The organism is Kitasatospora sp. NPDC054939 (assembly GCF_053610105.1).
Genome location: NZ_JBSGXP010000113.1, coordinates 12,140 through 27,918, shown reverse-complemented (window position 1 = coordinate 27,918; position 15,779 = coordinate 12,140). Strand labels below are relative to the sequence as shown.

The 15,779-nt window shown below is 73.2% G+C and carries 13 protein-coding genes and 1 tRNA gene; 6 read left to right on the top strand and 8 right to left on the bottom strand.

Annotated features, from left to right (window positions below; translation table 11 throughout):
* Window positions 1-306: 306 nt before the first annotated feature.
* The 4 genes from rsrA to ACWGB8_RS27180 form a co-directional block, all read right to left on the bottom strand.
* Window positions 307-750 (bottom strand): mycothiol system anti-sigma-R factor, encoded by a 444-nt coding sequence (gene rsrA / locus ACWGB8_RS27195; protein WP_452216237.1) that lies wholly within the window; start codon window positions 748-750, stop codon window positions 307-309.
* Entirely contained in the window at window positions 750-1,397 is a 648-nt protein-coding gene (locus ACWGB8_RS27190; protein ID WP_452216240.1) for a sigma-70 family RNA polymerase sigma factor, read from the bottom strand. Before ACWGB8_RS27190 ends, rsrA begins: the two co-directional genes overlap by 1 nt.
* Window positions 1,398-1,758: 361 nt before the next feature.
* Window positions 1,759-2,415 carry an alpha/beta hydrolase family protein gene (locus tag ACWGB8_RS27185; RefSeq protein ID WP_452216236.1) on the bottom strand — a complete coding sequence of 219 codons (657 nt, stop codon included), beginning with the start codon at window positions 2,413-2,415 and terminating at the stop codon, window positions 1,759-1,761.
* 108 nt (window positions 2,416-2,523) lie between these two features.
* Window positions 2,524-3,300 carry an SOS response-associated peptidase gene (locus ACWGB8_RS27180; protein WP_452216235.1) on the bottom strand — a complete coding sequence of 259 codons (777 nt, stop codon included), beginning with the start codon at window positions 3,298-3,300 and terminating at the stop codon, window positions 2,524-2,526.
* A gap of 85 nt (window positions 3,301-3,385) precedes the next feature.
* On the opposite strand from ACWGB8_RS27180, the gene ACWGB8_RS27175 reads away from it, so the two are divergent.
* From ACWGB8_RS27175 to hisN, 5 genes are all read left to right on the top strand, one after another.
* The gene (locus ACWGB8_RS27175) at window positions 3,386-4,102 is read left to right on the top strand and encodes a M50 family metallopeptidase (RefSeq protein ID WP_452216234.1); all 717 of its coding nucleotides are present in this window, start codon (window positions 3,386-3,388) and stop codon (window positions 4,100-4,102) included.
* 92 nt (window positions 4,103-4,194) lie between these two features.
* Window positions 4,195-5,526: a 3-phosphoshikimate 1-carboxyvinyltransferase gene (gene aroA / locus ACWGB8_RS27170; RefSeq protein ID WP_452216233.1), complete on the top strand. Its 1,332-nt coding sequence runs from the start codon at window positions 4,195-4,197 to the stop codon at window positions 5,524-5,526.
* A gap of 17 nt (window positions 5,527-5,543) precedes the next feature.
* Window positions 5,544-6,599 carry a ribosome small subunit-dependent GTPase A gene (rsgA, locus tag ACWGB8_RS27165; RefSeq protein ID WP_452216232.1) on the top strand — a complete coding sequence of 352 codons (1,056 nt, stop codon included), beginning with the start codon at window positions 5,544-5,546 and terminating at the stop codon, window positions 6,597-6,599.
* A 130-nt stretch (window positions 6,600-6,729) separates the two neighbouring features.
* Complete coding sequence (locus tag ACWGB8_RS27160; RefSeq protein WP_452216231.1) at window positions 6,730-7,053, top strand: DMT family transporter; 324 nt, start codon at window positions 6,730-6,732, stop codon at window positions 7,051-7,053.
* Window positions 7,054-7,204: 151 nt separating this feature from the next.
* Window positions 7,205-8,002: a histidinol-phosphatase gene (gene hisN / locus ACWGB8_RS27155; protein WP_452216230.1), complete on the top strand. Its 798-nt coding sequence runs from the start codon at window positions 7,205-7,207 to the stop codon at window positions 8,000-8,002.
* A gap of 113 nt (window positions 8,003-8,115) precedes the next feature.
* Here the strand turns inward: hisN and ACWGB8_RS27150 are convergent, their stop codons facing one another.
* Window positions 8,116-9,594 (bottom strand): catalase, encoded by a 1,479-nt coding sequence (locus ACWGB8_RS27150; protein WP_452216229.1) that lies wholly within the window; start codon window positions 9,592-9,594, stop codon window positions 8,116-8,118.
* 107 nt (window positions 9,595-9,701) lie between these two features.
* Between ACWGB8_RS27150 and ACWGB8_RS27145 the strand changes: the two genes are divergently transcribed.
* Entirely contained in the window at window positions 9,702-10,118 is a 417-nt protein-coding gene (locus ACWGB8_RS27145) for a Fur family transcriptional regulator (protein WP_452216228.1), read from the top strand.
* 117 nt (window positions 10,119-10,235) lie between these two features.
* On the opposite strand, the gene ACWGB8_RS27140 is transcribed toward ACWGB8_RS27145, so the two are convergent.
* From ACWGB8_RS27140 to ACWGB8_RS27130, 3 genes are all read right to left on the bottom strand, one after another.
* Window positions 10,236-12,212, bottom strand: a complete 1,977-nt coding sequence (locus tag ACWGB8_RS27140; protein WP_452216227.1) for a sel1 repeat family protein — start codon at window positions 12,210-12,212, stop codon at window positions 10,236-10,238.
* Between the two features lie 417 nt (window positions 12,213-12,629).
* Window positions 12,630-12,703: transfer RNA gene (locus ACWGB8_RS27135), tRNA-Met, on the bottom strand.
* 56 nt (window positions 12,704-12,759) lie between these two features.
* A complete protein-coding gene (locus ACWGB8_RS27130) occupies window positions 12,760-15,741 on the bottom strand; it encodes a UPF0182 family membrane protein (protein WP_452216239.1) in 2,982 nt (993 codons plus the stop codon).
* Window positions 15,742-15,779: the final 38 nt, after the last annotated feature.

The following is a 15,779-nucleotide window of genomic DNA, read 5'->3' as shown; positions in this document are numbered from 1 at the left end:
CCCTCGCGCTTGCGCCCCCCCCCAACCAACTCATCCCTGCTCGTCTCCGGGTCCCCGGCGCCGCTGTCGTCCGCCCCGCCCCCCCCGCGGCCCGGGCCCCCCGCCCCCCCCCCCCCACGACCTACTGGGTCGAGGACCCGCGCTAGGGCGTGTCTGACAATTCGCGTCGGATCAGCGCGCGGGGTCTGGGTGCGTGCATCGCAAGGCGGAGGATGGAGTCCATGCGGTGGGGGCACCTCCCGGCCGTCAGGCTGGGGGCGTGCGTGCCCAGGCGTCGCGCGCCCGGCGGGAATTGTCAGACACGCCCTACCGCTCCTGGGCGACGGCCTCGGCGGGCGCCGCCTCGACGGAGACCGTCTCGACGGCGAGCGACTCGGTGCGGACGGACTCGGTGCGCCCCGGCTCGCCGCGCCCCGCGTCGGAGGAGCGCACCGTCTCGGCGTGCACCTCGACCGTGGCGTCGACGGAGACCACCAGCGGCTCACCCGAGCGCTGGCCGGCCCGGATCGAGTCGATCCTCGCCAGCACCTTGCCGCGCAGGTCCGCCGGGGTGTCGTCGCACCCGCAGGACCGCTTGATCAGTGCCTTGATGGCTTGCTCCAGGCCGTACTTCTCCAGGCACGGCGAGCACTCGTCGAAGTGCACGCGCAGCTTGGCGCAGTCGCCCTCGGCCATCTCGTTGTCGAGGAATTCATAGAGGTGGTCGAGGACCTCGCCACACTCGGTGTCGTGCGGATCGCCGCAGCTCATCAGCCCGAGCCCTTCGCTTCCTGCCCTGCCCCGCTGCCGGCCGGAACCAGCCCGCGCTCCCGGGCGTAATCCTCCAGCATGCCGCGCAGCTGACGGCGGCCACGGTGCAGCCGGGACATCACCGTACCGATGGGAGTACCCATGATGTCCGCGATCTCCTTGTACGCAAAGCCCTCGACGTCCGCGAGGTAGACGGCGATGCGGAACTCCTCCGGGATGGCCTGGAGGGCGTCCTTCACATCGCTGTCGGGGAGGTGTTCGAGCGCCTGGGTCTCGGCCGAGCGCAGACCGGTCGACATGTGCGACTCGGCGCGGGCCAGCTGCCAGTCCTCGATCTCCTCCGCGGCGGTGCGCTGGGGCTCCCGCTGCTTCTTGCGGTACGAGTTGATGAACGTGTTGGTGAGGATGCGGTACAGCCAGGCCTTGAGGTTGGTGCCCTCGCGGAACTGGTGGAAGGACGCGTACGCCTTCGCGAACGCCTCCTGGAGCAGGTCCTCCGCATCGGCCGGGTTGCGGGTCATCCGCAGCGCCGCCGAGTACATGGGATCCAGGAAGCCCAGGGCGTCGCGCTCGAAGCGCTCCCGCCGGGCCTCCTCGCTCTCCTCCGCGGACACCCGGAAGGTGTCCTCACCGATCGCCTCGGCCAGCTCCTCGCCGGTGAGCACCTCGTTCGCGGGCAGGCCCTCCCCCGGGCCGCTGCCCGGCACGGCCTCGTCCTCGGTCCCGACGACCGGACCCACCTCCTCGGCATGGCGGTCACGGCCCACGGCGGGCCGCCCCGAAATGGAGGATATAGGGCTCACGGGCTTCTCGCCCGCGACAAGCCAGTCCGACCAAGAGGGGACGAAGGCGGCCTGCGCCGCGCGCTCCTCAGGCCGCTCGGGGCACGCGATCGAACCCATCTGTGCTGCCTTTCACCGGGACTCAAGCTGACGAGTGTGCCAACCAACCGGACGCCGTCCGCATTCCCGCCGCCCGCGGGGATTCACCCGCGCGGCCGAGCGGGCCCTACCGGACCAGCCCCAGCACCCAGTCCCCCACCGCCTCCGTGATCAGCGCCAGCACCTCCGCCTCCCCCACCGGCGCCCGCTTCGGCACCGCGAACCCGTGGCTCCCGTACTCCAGCGCCACCATCCGGTGCCCCTCCGGCAGCTCCGGGAACGCCTCCGGCCCGCCGAACGGGTCCTGCGCGCTCTGCACCACCAGCGTCGGCAGCCCCGACTCCAGCAGTTCCTCCGCCCGGCTCCGCTCGGGCTTGCCCGGCGGGTGCAGCGGGAACGCCAGCGCCACCACCCCCACCGCCCCGGTCGCCGCGCCGGTCCGGCAGGCCACCCGCGCCCCGGCGCTGCGCCCGCCGACGACCAGCGGCAGCCCGGCCGCGGCCAGCCGCTCGGCCACCGGGGTCCAGCCGAGGTCCAGGGTCTTCGGCGCCGGCCCGATCCGCTTGCCCGCCACGCGCCACGGCTGCTCGACCAGGGCCACCGACACGCCCCGCGGCGGCAGCGCGGCGGCCAGCGCCCGGAGGTCGCGGGCCTCGATCCCGCCGCCGGCCCCGTGGCCGAGGGCCAGCACCGCCCGCGGGGCGGCGGCCCGGTGGTGGGTGATCCGGGCGTCCCCGGCGGGGGTGGGGACCAGCTCGGCGCTGACGGCCGGCAGGGTGCTCATCGGCGTACTCCAGGGGTGCGGGAGGGAAGCGGGGGGCCGGGGGTGCGGAGGCCCGGAAGCGAGGGGCCGGAAGCAAGGAGCCAGGGACGGGGACCGCGGCCCGACGGCTCAGAACAGCGTCGCCGCGCCCCCGCCGGCGGCGGCCGGCTCCCCGGCCCACGGCCGGGTCAGCTCGGGCCCGTTGTTGCGGATGCTGCCCACCGCGGGCGAGACCGGGGTGGCGACCAGCGCGCCGGGCGCCGGGGGTATCAGCAGCCGGCGCAGCTCCGCCGGGTCGTCGAGCCGCGGGTCGAGCCAGTCGTCGTACCCGGCCGGGTCGACGAAGAGCGGCATCCGCTCGTGGATCGGCACCAGCAGCTCCTCGGGCTCGGTGGTGACGATCGTGAAGGTCACCAGCCAGCCCTCCGGGTGGTCGGATGGCACCGTGCGGTTGCGCCAGAACTCGTACAGCCCGGCCAGGGCGAGCGGGGCGCCGTCCGCCCGGGAGACGAAGTAGGGCTGCTTGCGGGGCCTGCCGCGCTCCACCGGGACGGTCTGCCACTCGTAGTAGCCGTCGACCGGCACGAGGCAGCGGCGGGCGGCGAAGGCCTGGCGGTAGGCGGGCTTCTCGTGCACGGTGTCCGACCGGGCGTTGATCATCTTCACCGCGGTCTCCGGCGACTTCGCCCACTGCGGCACCAGGCCCCAGCGCAGCACCCGCAGCTGCCGCACCGGCGCCGAGCCGGGCCCGCCGCCCCGGGGCGCCCGGCTGAGCACCGCGAACGCCCGGTTCGTCGGCGCCACGTTCCAGTTCGGGGCCAGCGTCTCGTCCGGGTCCCACTGCTCGACGCCGAACAGCTCGACGATCGACTCGGGCCCGGTGCCGGCGGCGAAGCGACCACACATGCCGTCAGCTTGCCACGGGAGAACCGGGCACTGTCGTCCGGCCGTCCCCCCGTGGGAGGCTGCGAGGCCGATCGAGGAGGACGACATGGACGGACAGACCGTCGGCGAGCTGTGGGACCGCGTCCTGGGCACCCAGCCGGACCCGCCCGGCTGGCTCACCCTGGCCGCCGGCGCCGTCGCACTGATCGCCGTACTGGCCCGGCCGCTCTGGCGGGTCGCCCGGAACGCGATCACCATCGCCCACGAGGGCGGCCACGGCCTGGCCGCCCGGCTCACCGGCCGCAAGCTGGCCGGCATCCGGCTGCACTCCGACACCTCCGGCCTCACCCTCTCCTACGGCCGCCCCACCGGCCCCGGCATGGTGCTCACCGCCGCGGCCGGCTACACCGCGCCCGCGCTGCTCGGCGTCGGCGGCGCCGCGCTGGTCGGGGCGGGCCGGATCACCCTGTTCCTCTGGCTCGCGATCGTCCTGCTGCTCGCCCTGCTGGTGCGGGTCCGCAACGCCTTCGGCCTGTTCTCCGTCCTGCTGACCGGCGGTCTCTTCTTCCTGGTCTCCTGGTTCGGAAGCGCCGACCTGCAGGCCGCCTTCGCCTGCCTCGGCAGCTGGTTCCTGCTGCTCGGCGCGGTCCGCCCGGTCCTGGAGCTGCAGCACGGGCGGCGCACCGGCCGGGCCCCCGACTCCGACGCCGACCAGCTCGCCCGGATCACCGGGGTGCCCGCCCTCGCCTGGGTGGCGCTGTTCCTGATCACCGCCCTCTGCTGCCTGGCGGTCGGCGCGAGCCAACTGCTCTCCGCCCCGTAGCGCATCCGCGCGCCGGAACCCCGCCGCCGAGCCCCGTCCCGCCCTCCGGCCGTGACGACGGGAGTTCGAGGACGGCCCCTAGACTGGCCTCCATGACCGAGACCCTGTGGCCCGCCCCCGTCGCGACCACCCCCGTTGACGCCACCGTCACCATCCCCGGCTCCAAGTCGGTCACCAACCGGGCACTGGTGCTGGCGGCCCTCGCCGACGGCCCGGGCTGGGTGCGCCGGCCGCTGCGCAGCCGCGACTCCCAGCTGATGGCCGACGGCCTGCGCGCCCTCGGCGTCGGCATCGAGGAGCAGGTCAACAACGACAGCGGCGGCACCGGCGGCGGCGAGGCCTGGCGGGTCATCCCCGCGCCCGCACTGCGCGGCCCGGCCGCCGTGGACGTGGGCAACGCCGGCACGGTCATGCGCTTCCTGCCCCCGCTGGCCGTCCTCGCCGACGGCCCGGTCCACTTCGACGGCGACCCGCGCTGCTACGAGCGCCCCCAGCACGGCGTGATCAACGCGCTGCGCGCCCTCGGCGCCCGGATCGACGACGGCGGGCGCGGCTCCTTCCCGCTCACCGTGCACGGCACCGGCGGCCTGGACGGCGGCCCGGTCGAGCTGGACGCCTCGTCCTCCTCCCAGTTCGTCTCCGCCCTGCTGCTCTCCGGCGCGCGCTACAACAACGGCGTCGAGGTCCGGCACGTCGGCGGCCCGGTGCCGTCGCTGCCGCACATCCGGATGACCGTCGAGATGCTGCGCCTGGCCGGCGCCCAGGTCGACGCCCCCGAGGACGGCGGCGAGAAGGACGTCTGGCGGGTCACCCCCGGCGCCCTGATCGGCCGCGACACGGTCGTCGAGCCGGACCTCTCCAACGCGGCGCCGTTCTTCGCCGCCGCGCTGGTCACCGGCGGCCGGGTGACCGTCCGCGACTGGCCGAAGCACACCACCCAGCCCGGCGACCAGCTGCGCGACATCTACACGCAGATGGGCGGCTCCTGCCGCTTCACCGACGAGGGCCTGGAGTTCACCGGCACCGGCCGGATCCACGGCATCGAGGCCGATCTGCACGACGTCGGCGAGCTGACCCCGGTCATCGCCGCGGTCGCCGCCCTCGCCGACTCCGAGTCCCACCTGTACGGCATCGCGCACCTGCGCCTGCACGAGACCGACCGGCTCGCCGCGCTCGCCAAGGAGATCAACGACCTCGGCGGCGACGTCACCGAGACCGAGGACGGCCTGCGGATCCGCCCCCGCCCGCTGCACGGCGGCGTCTTCCACACCTACGAGGACCACCGCCTCGCCACCGCCGCCGCCGTGATCGGCCTGGCCGTCGAGGGCGTGCAGGTGGAGAACGTGGCCACCACCGCCAAGACCCTGCCGGACTTCCCGAAGATGTGGGACGAGCTGCTCACCGGGACAGTGGCGGGCGGCTGAGCGGGAGACTGAGCACCATGCGCCGCTACGGCAAGGACGCCGACGAGGACGACATCCGCAACCGCCCCGCCCGCCGGGGCTCCCGGCCGCGGACCAGGATCCGGCCCAAGCACGAGGACGCCGCCGAGGCGATGGTCCTCACCGTGGACCGGGGCCGCCTCACCTGCCTGGTGGACGGCGGGACGAAGCAGGAGCGCCAGGTCCTCGCCATGAAGGCCCGCGAGCTGGGCCGCAAGGGCGTCGTCGTCGGGGACGTCGTGAACCTCGTCGGCGACCTCTCGGGGGACGCCGACACCCTCGCCCGGATCGTCCGGGTCGAGGAGCGCACCTCGGTGCTGCGGCGCACCGCGGACGACGACGACCCGTACGAGCGGATCGTCGTCGCCAACGCCGAGCAGCTCGCCATCGTCATCGCGCTGGCCGACCCGGAGCCGCGGCCCCGGCTGATCGACCGCTGCCTGGTCGCCGCGTACGACGCGGGCATGGAGCCGCTGCTCGTCCTCACCAAGTCCGACCTGGCGCCCGCCGAGCCGCTGCTGGAGTCGTACGCGCCGCTGGGCATCAACTACGTGGTGACCCGCCGGGACGAGCTGGCGACCACCGGGGCCGAGGCGGTCCGGGAGCACCTGCGCGGGTTCTCGACGGTGTTCATCGGCCACTCCGGGGTCGGCAAGACCACCCTGGTGAACGCGCTGGTGCCGGAGCGGCAGCGGATCACCGGGCACGTCAACGCCGTGACCGGCCGCGGCCGGCACACCACCGTGTCGGCGCTGGCGCTGCGGCTGCCGCCGCCCCCGGGGGTCAAACCCGGTTCGAAGAAGGCGCTGGACACCGGCTGGGTGATCGACACCCCCGGCTTCCGCTCCTTCGGGCTCTCGCACATCGACCCGTCCCGGGTGATCCTCGCCTTCCCCGACCTGGAGCCGGGCACCGCCGACTGCCCGCGCGCCTGCAGCCACGACGAGCCGGACTGCGCGCTGGATGCCTGGGTGGCCGACGGCCACGCGGAACCCGCCCGGCTGTACTCGCTGCGCCGGCTGCTCGCCAGCAGGGAGACCCGCGAGGGCGACTGAGCCCGGCCGCCCGTCGCGGCGGCTCGGCGCGAATCCGGCGCCTGAGGTGTCGGAGTGCCCCCACCCGGCGATCATAGGAAAGTCGGGCCGGTCGCGGCCCGTCCCGCCGATCGGACAGGGAGAGCACGCGATGGCATGGGCCCTGGTGATCCTGGCCGGCCTGCTGGAGACCGGCTTCGCGATCAACCTCAAGCTCAGTGACGGCTTCACCAAGCTCTGGCCCACCATCAGCTTCTGCGTCTTCGCCCTGGGCAGCTTCGGCCTGCTCACCCTCTCCCTGAAGAGCCTGCCGGTCGGCCCCGCCTACGCGGTCTGGACGGGCATCGGCGCGGCCGGGACGGCGATCTACGGCATGGTCTTCCTCGACGAGGCCACCTCGGTGCTCAAGCTGGTCTCGATCACCCTGGTGGTCGCCGGCGTGATCGGCCTGCAGCTGAGCGGCACCGCGCACTGAGCCCCGCGCCGTCCGCGGCCGCCGCGCGCCTGCTGCCCCCGCCCGTGGCCGCCGCGCACCCGCTGCCCCCGTCCGTGGTCGCCGCGCACTGCCGCTGTCCGCTCCGCGAGCCCGACTGTCCCCGTCGGGGGCGGCTCGCTAGGGTTTCGGCATGGCCGACTACCACGACGATCTCCGACTCGCCCACGTCCTCGCCGACTCGGCCGACTCGGTCACCCTGGAGCGCTTCCGCGCGCTCGACCTGAAGGTCGAGACCAAGCCCGACCTGACCCCGGTCAGCGACGCCGACAAGGCCGCCGAGGAGCTGGTGCGCGGGGTGCTGCAGCGCGCCCGGCCGCGCGACGCGGTGCTCGGCGAGGAGTTCGGCCTGCAGGGCAGCGGCCCGCGCCGCTGGGTGATCGACCCGATCGACGGGACCAAGAACTACATCCGCGGGGTGCCGGTCTGGGCCACCCTGATCGCCCTGCTGGAGGACGGCCCGGACGGTGTGGAGCGCCCGGTGGTCGGCATCGTCTCGGCCCCCGCGCTCAACCGCCGCTGGTGGGCCGCCAAGGACCTCGGCGCCTTCGCGGGCCGCAGCCTGACCAAGGCGCACCGGATCCACGTCTCGGGGGTCTCCCGGATCGAGGACGCCTCGTTCTCGTACTCCTCGCTCTCCGGCTGGGAGGAGCGCGGCCGGCTCGACCCGTTCCTGGACCTCACCCGGGCCTGCTGGCGCACCCGCGCGTACGGGGACTTCTGGTCGTACATGATGGTCGCCGAGGGGGCGGTCGACATCGCCGCCGAGCCCGAGCTGTCGCTGTGGGACATGGCGGCCAACTGCGTCATCGTCGAGGAGGCCGGCGGCCGGTTCACCGGGCTGGACGGCGTCCCCGGCCCGGGCGGCGCCGACGCGGTCGCCTCCAACGGCCTGCTCCACGACGAGGCCCTGCGCCGCCTCGGCGTCTGAACGACGGACGGACGCCCGCCCACCGGAGGGACTGGTGGGCGGGCGTCCGCATGGGTGCGGGCCCCGGAGACCGCTCCTCAGCTCTCCGGGGCCCGCTGCTCGATGGGCCGGGGCTACCGCTGCTTGCGCAGCTCCCGGACCGCCGCCTCCAGGCGCTGCCCGTAGTCGGCGTCGGCCTTGCGGAAGTTCTCGACCGCCCGCTCGACGATGTCCTCGCGGTCGGCGGAGACCTTGGCGATGAAGCCGGACAGGTTGGCGATCAGCCGCTGCTTCTCGTCCTCGGAGAACAGCCGGTAGAGGTTGCCCGCCTGCACGAAGTCGTTGTCCTCGGCGTGCGAGGGCGCCTCGTGGGTGCCGGTGTATCCGGTGACCGGGGTGGCCGACCAGAGCGGGCGGCCGGTCTGCACCGGGCCGCCGAAGCTGTTCGGCTCGTAGTTCTTCCGGCGGCCGTGGCGGCCGTCGTACAGGTGGCCGTCGCGGCTGTTGTTGAGCGCCTCGGTGGCGTGCGGGCGGTTCACCGGCAGGTGGTCGGCGTTGATGCCGACACGGTAGCGGTGGGCGTCCGCGTATGCGAACAGGCGGCCCTGCAGCATCTTGTCCGGGGACGGGCCGATGCCGGGCACGAAGTGCGCCGGGGAGAAGATCGACTGCTCGACCTCGGCGAAGACGTTGTCGGGGTTGCGGTTGAGCTCCAGCTTGCCGATCTCGATCGGCGGGTAGTCCTCGTGCGGCCAGACCTTGGTCAGGTCGAACGGGTTGAAGCGGTAGTTCGCCGCGTCCGCCGCCGGCATGATCTGGACCTGCACCGTCCAGGTCGGGAACTCGCCGCGCTCGATGGACTCGCGCAGGTCGCGCTGGTGGCTGTCCGGGTCCTCGCCGGCCAGCCGGTTGGCCTCGTCCTGGGTGAGGTTCTCGATCCCCTGGTCGGTCTTGAAGTGGTACTTCACCCAGAAGTGCTCGCCGGCCTCGTTCTGCCACTGGTAGGTGTGCGAGCCGTAGCCGTTGAGGTGGCGGTAGCTGGCCGGGATGCCGCGGTCGCCGAACAGCCAGGTGACCTGGTGGGTGGACTCGGGCGAGAGGCCCCAGAAGTCCCAGACGTTGTCCGCCTCCTGCGAGCCGGTGTACGGGTCGCGCTTCTGGGTGTGGATGAAGTCCGGGAACTTGGTGGCGTCCTTGATGAAGAACACCGGGGTGTTGTTGCCGACGAGGTCGTAGTTGCCCTCCTCGGTGTAGAACTTCAGCGCGAAGCCGCGGGGGTCGCGCACCGCGTCGGCCGAGCCGAGGTTCCCGGCGACGGTGGAGAACCGCAGGAAGGTCTCGGTCTGCTTGCCGACCTCGGAGAGGAAGGCCGCCCGGGTCCAGGCCGTCACGTCCGCGGTGACCGTGAAGGTGCCGTAGGCGGCGGCGCCGCGGGCGTGCACCACGCGCTCCGGGATGCGCTCGCGGTTGAAGTGCGCGAGCTTCTCGAAGAGCTGCTGGTCCTGGATGAGCGCCGGACCGCCGGGGCCGGCCGTCTCGGTGTTCTGGTTGTCGGCGACGGGCGCGCCGGACTCCGTGGTGAGGGTGGGCCGCAGATCGTCCTGGGTAGTCATAGGGGTGCCTCCGCGTTATCCGGTCGTGACGACGACTCGATCCTAACTTGGACTTTGTCTAAGTCAACACTGGAGCAAAACTCGGAGTCTCACCTACCCTGTAGACCATGAGCGACCTCCTGGAACGACTGCGCGAACGCGGCTGGCGGCTGACCTCTCAGCGCCGGGTCGTGGCCGAGGTGCTCGACGGCGAGCACGTCCACCTCACCGCCGACGAGGTGCACGCCCGCGCCGTGCAGCGGCTCCCCGAGATCAGCCGGGCGACCGTCTACAACACCCTCGGCGAGATGGTGTGCCTCGGCGAGGTCATGGAGGTGGCCACCGACGGCCGCGCCAAGCGGTACGACCCCAACGCGCACCACGCCCACCAGCACCTGGTCTGCTCCGGCTGCGGCGCGATCCGCGACGTCCACCCCGAGGGCGACCCGCTGGCCGCACTCCCGCTCGCCCAGCGCTACGGGTTCACGGTCTCCGGCGCCGAGATCACCTACCGCGGGCTCTGTCCGGACTGTACGAACGCCTGACCCCCGCACGCCCCCGAACACCCGGCGGTCAGGCGCTCAGCCCGGCACGGTCAGGCGCTCAGCCCGGCACGGTCAGGCCCTCACCCCGACGCGGTCAGGCCCTCACCCCGGACGCGGTCAGGCGCTCAGCTCCGCGTGCAGCGCGCCCAGCAGCCGCCCGGCGCGCTCGGCCACCTCGGCCGGGCCGTACTCCGCCGCCCGCCGGCACCAGTTCTCCGCCTGCACCGGCTCCCCCCGGCGCAGCGCCAGCAGCGCCAGCCGCAGCGCGGCCCGCCCGTGCCCGGCGTCCGCCGCCCTGGTGTACCAGAGCATCGCCTCGGCCTCGCTGTCCTGGCGGGCCAGCAGCAGTCCCAGGTTGAACGCGGCGCTGCGGCTGCCCGCCTCGGCGGCCCGCCGGTACCAGCTCTCCGCGATCTCCAGCGCCCCCCGCTCCGCCGCCCGCACGCCCATCCGCACCTGCGCCCGGCGGTGTCCGGCGTCCGCCGCCAGCGCGTACCAGTGCTCGGCCTCGGCGTCCGCGTCCCCGCGCCGGTCCAGCATCGACGCCAGCCGGAACGCGCCCTCCGCGGAGCGGCCCGCCGCCGCCTGCCGGTAGCGCTCCAGCGCCCCCGCCTGGTTGCCGCGCTGCTCCTGGGCCACCGCCAGCTGCAGCGCCGCCTCGCCGTGTCCCTCCGCGGCGGCCCGCGCGTACCACTCCTGCGCCTGCCGCTGCTCCCCGCGCCCGGCGTGCAGCACCCCCAGGTTGAAGGCGCCGTCCACGCTGCCCGCCTCGGCGGCCTTGGAGAACCACGGCTCGGCGCCCGACTCGTCCCCGCGCTGCAGCAGCACCACGGCGAGCGCGTTGCACGCCTCCCGGTGCCCGGCGTACGCGGCCTTGCGGTACCACTGCTCGGCCTGCTGGTCGCGGCCGGTGGAGGCGCAGAGCAGGCCGAGGTTGAACGCGCCGTTCTGGTCGCCCGCGTCCAGGGCGCAGCGGTACCAGCGCTCGGCCTCGGGCGCCTCCCCGCGGGAGGCGTGCAGGGCGCCCAGCGCGTTGGCGGCGTTGCCGTCGCCCGCCTCGGCGGCCTCCTGCCACCACTCGGCGGCGGAGGTCGGGTCGCCCGAGTCGCGCAGCAGGAAGCCCAGCGCGCAGGCGGCCCGCGGCTCGCCGTTCTGCGCGGACTGCCGGTACCAGCGGGCTGCCTCGTCAAGCAGCGCCTGATCGGTGCGGGAGCGCTCCTCCAGCAGCACGCCCAGCCGCAGCGCCGCGCGGGCGTGGCTGCGCGCGGCGGCGGTGCGGTACCAGGTCTCGGCGGTCTCCTTGTCGCCCGCGGCCTCGCGCATCCGGGCCAGCCGGTAGGCGGCCTCCCGGTGCCCGGCGTCCGCGGACACCTTGAACCAGCGCTCGGCGCGGACGTCCCGCCGGTGCTCCATCAGGTCGCCCAGCGCGTACGCCCCGAGCGGGTGGCCGTGGTCGGCGGCGAAGTGCAGCCAGTACTCGGCGGCCTCCTCCTCGCCCTGGTCGCGCAGCTGCAGCCCGAGCGCGTGCGCGGCCGGGGCGCTGCCGGCCACCGCGGCCTGGCGCCACCACTGGGCAGCCTCGGACCGGTGGCCCTGCTGGTGCAGCAGCACGCCGAGGTTGTTGGCGGCGGCGCGCAGCCCGGCGGCGGCCGCGCAGCGCAGGTACGGCTCGGCGTCCTCCAGGTCGCCGCGGCGCAGCAGCAGCGCGCCGAGCCGGCTGGCGGCCTCGGGGTCGCCGTCGTCGGCGGCCTGCCGGTTGCGGGCCTCCAGGGCGGCCTGCTCGCGGGCGGCCAGCGCGCTCTCGAAGCTGGTGGTGTCCAGTGCGCCGGGGTCGGGCGCGCCCTGCTCGGCGCCGGCGGCACCGGCCCCGGCCGCGTACGGGCCGATGGCGGCGGTGAACTGGCGGGCGGAGACGTGCACCAGGCTGTCCGGGCCGTAGCCGACCGGCCGGCGCTCGGCCAGGCCGGTGGTGCGCTGGGCCGGCAGGGCTCCGGGGTGGCTGTCCGGGACGGTCTCGGGGCTCTCCGCCCAGGCGTCGGTGTCCGCCTCGGTGGACGCGGCGGGCCTGGGTCCGTTCTTGCCGATCAGCCTCATGCCGACTCCCGCTCCCCCAGAGTGCCGCGGCGTCCTCCCCCGGCCGGCGGCCGGAAGGACCCCTCCCCGGCCCTCGGCCGGGGGGACTCCCACGGGGCGCGCCGGATCGGACGGCTTGTCAGCAGCCGCGCAACGTCCCCCATGTGTCCCATCGTCGCATCACCCGCAACCCGCGTACACCTGCCCCGCCCGAATTCGGCGGGGCGGACCCGAAGCCGACGGAATTGCTTCGGCGCTTTGTCGATTTCCCGACACTTGGGCCCCACAAACCCCGCTGCCGGCGTCCTTGGCGACGGTCGATAGTACCGGAGCGGGGGCCGCGGCCCCGGGACGGCGACCGACGGCGGGGGGAACGGGCCGTGTCCGGGAAACGCCAGAGGCCCGGAGGACGAATCCTCCGGGCCTCTGGCCACTGAGTAGCGGGGACAGGATTTGAACCTGCGACCTCTGGGTTATGAGCCCAGCGAGCTACCGAGCTGCTCCACCCCGCGTCGGTGAACCAACCATAGCACCTCCGCGGGGCGGATCAGAAATCGGTTGTCGCAGCTCAGGGGCTCGCGGTCGGCGAGCCGGTCGGCGTGGCCGGAGCCGTGGGCGCCGTGGACGGGGCGAGACCGGACTTCTGCTGGGCCGCGGCCAGCGCCTTGGCCGCCTCGCTCTGCGCCTTCTGCGCCTGCCCGAGGGCCACCCAGTCCCCGGCCTTGGCCGCGTTGTCCACGTCGAGCTGGGCCTTCAGCACGTCCGCGATCGCCTTCTGCAGCTCGGGCGAGACCGTGGCGCCCGGCACGGGCGTCGTCGGGGTCGTGGGCGCCGTCGGGGTGGGCGTGGTCGGGGTCGTGGGCGTCGTCGGCGTGGTCGGCGTGGTGGGCGCGGTCGGCGTCGTGGCGGGGGCCGCCCCGGCGAAGACCTTCTTCAGCGCCTCCTCCAGGGTGTTCTCGAACGCCACGTTGTCGTTGCCGTAGACCGCGAGGACCTTCTGCAGCGTCGGGTACTTGGCGCCGCGGCCCCGCACGTACACGGGCTCGACGTTGAGCAGCCCGCCGCCGACCGGCAGGGTCAGCAGGTTGCCGTACTCCAGCTCGGAGTCGCCGCCGCTCTTCAGCAGGGTGATCTGCTGGGCGACCTCCTGCCGCGAGTTGAACTGCGACTGCACCAGGTTGGGGCCGAGCGTCTTGCTGTCGCCCGGCACCTTGAGGATGCGGATCTTCCCGTAGTCCGGCCCCGGGTCGGCGTTGACCGCCATGAAGGCCGCCAGGTTGTCCCGCCCCCTGGGCACGAAGGTCGTGGTGAGCGAGAAGCCCGCGGAGGTGACCGCCGGGTCGGGCATCCGCACCGTCAGGTAGTACGGCGGCTGGAGCTGCTTGGTGTCGCTGGTCGGGTCCACCGGGACCTGCCAGATGTCGCTGCCGTTGAAGAACGAGTTGGCGTCCGTCACGTGGTACTGGCCGAGCAGGTCGCGCTGCACCTTGAAGAGGTCCTGCGGGTAGCGCAGGTGCGGCATCAGGGTGCTCGGGATGTCGGCCTTGGCCTTGACGCTGCCGGGGAACGCCTTCATCCAGGTCTTCAGCACCGGGTCGGCCTCGTCCCACTGGTAGAGCGTCACCTCGCCGGTGTACGCGTCCACGGTGGCCTTGACCGAGTTGCGGATGTAGTTGACCTGGTTGGCGACGGTCAGCAGCTCACCGCGCTGGTTGGTCAGCGAGTCCTTGGTGGCGGTGCCCAGCGTCGTCTTGGACGAGAACGGGTAGCCGTCCGAGGTGGTGTAGCCGTCCAGCACCCAGACCACGCGGCCGTTCTCGACCACCGGGTACGGGTCGGCGTCGATCGACAGCCATGGCGCGACCTTCTCCACCCGCTCCTTGGGCGTCCGGTCGTAGATGACCTTGGCGCCGTCGCTGATCGCCCCCGCGTACAGGATCTGCGGCTCGGCGAACTTCACCGCGTACGCGGCGCGGGTGATCGGGTTGTCCAGCGAGACGCCGCTGCCGCCGGTGTACGTGTACACCTTGTTCTCGCCGGAGTCGGTGGTGTAGTCGATCTCCTGGTTCGAGCCGCCGACGATCGAGTACGTCGTGGTCTTCTCGCCGTAGTAGATCCGCTGCTGGTAGTCGCCCAGGTTGCCGGTGGCCGGCAGCCCGGACTCGGTGAAGACCGGCTGGCCCTTGTCGTTGACCTGGTTGCCCTTGGCCACCACCGCGCCGTAGCCGTGGGTGTACTTGAAGTGGTCGTTGATCCAGTTGCGCTGCACGCCGTTGAGGTCCAGCTCGCGCAGGCCGATCACGGTGTCCTGCGCGGAGCCGCCCTTGCCGTAGCGGTCCACGTCCAGGGTGGACGGGAAGGCGTAGTACGAGCGCTGCTGCTCGATCGACTGGAAGGTCGGCGAGACCACGTTCGGGTCCAGCAGGCGGATGTCCGCGATGGTCTGCGCGTCCGGCTTCATCGCCTCGGCCGTGGTCGACCCCTGCGGGGTGTACGGCGTCGTCTGGCTCTCCGAGATCCCGTACGCCTGACGCGTCGCGTCGATGTTCTTCTGGATGTACGGCGTCTCCTTGGCCTGCTCGTTCGGCTTGACCTGGAACTGCTGCACGATCGCCGGGTACAGCCCGCCGATCAGCACCGCCGACAGCACCATCAGCCCGAGGCCGATCAGGGCGGGCGCCCAGGTGCGGCGGATCGGGGTCAGGAAGAACAGCACCGCGCAGATGATCGCGACGAAGAACAGGATGGTCTTGGCCGGCAGGAACGCGTTGGCGTCCACGTACCGCAGCCCGGTCCAGCCGGAGACCTCCCGGTACGCACCGGTCTTCACCGCCAGCGCGTACCGGTCCAGCCAGTACGCGACCGCCTTCAGCAGCACGAACACGCCCAGCAGCACGGCCAGGTGGCCCTGCGCGCCGATGCTCGCCCGGCGGCCCGGGCCCTGCAGCCGCAGCCCGCCGTACAGGTAGTGCACCAGCACCGAGGCGAGCAGCGCGACGATCACCGCGCTGAACGCGAAGCCGAGCAGGAACTCGTAGAACGGCAGCTCGAACGCGTAGAAGGAGACGTCCAGGTTGAACTGCGGGTCCTTGACGCCGAACGACGTGCCGTTGGTCCACAGCAGCCAGGTCCGCCACTGGCCCGAGGCCGCCGCACCGGCCACCAGGCCGATCACCAGCGAGACCCCGATCAGCGCCCAGCGCTTGAACGGCGCCAGGCCGGCCCGGTAGCGGTCCAGGCTCTGCTGCTCCACCGACATCGCCGACAGCGGCGGCCGCAGCCGGTGCGCCAGCCAGACGTTGAAGCCGACGAACAGCGCCATCAGCAGTCCGAAGACCGCGAACAGCCCGACCTTCGTCCACAACTGGGTGGTGAACACCGAGGAGTAGTGGACGGACTTGAACCAGAGCCAGTCCGTCCAGAAACCGGCGAACATGACGAACAGCAGGAACAGCACCGCGAGTACGCCCAGGGTCAGCAGCAGCACCCGCGTCCTGCGGGAGGGCGGGCCTACTCTGCGCCGGAAACCCGGCCCTGAGCGTTCCGGCATCTGGAAGACCACGGTGGCACCTCGGCTGTGTGTCGTCT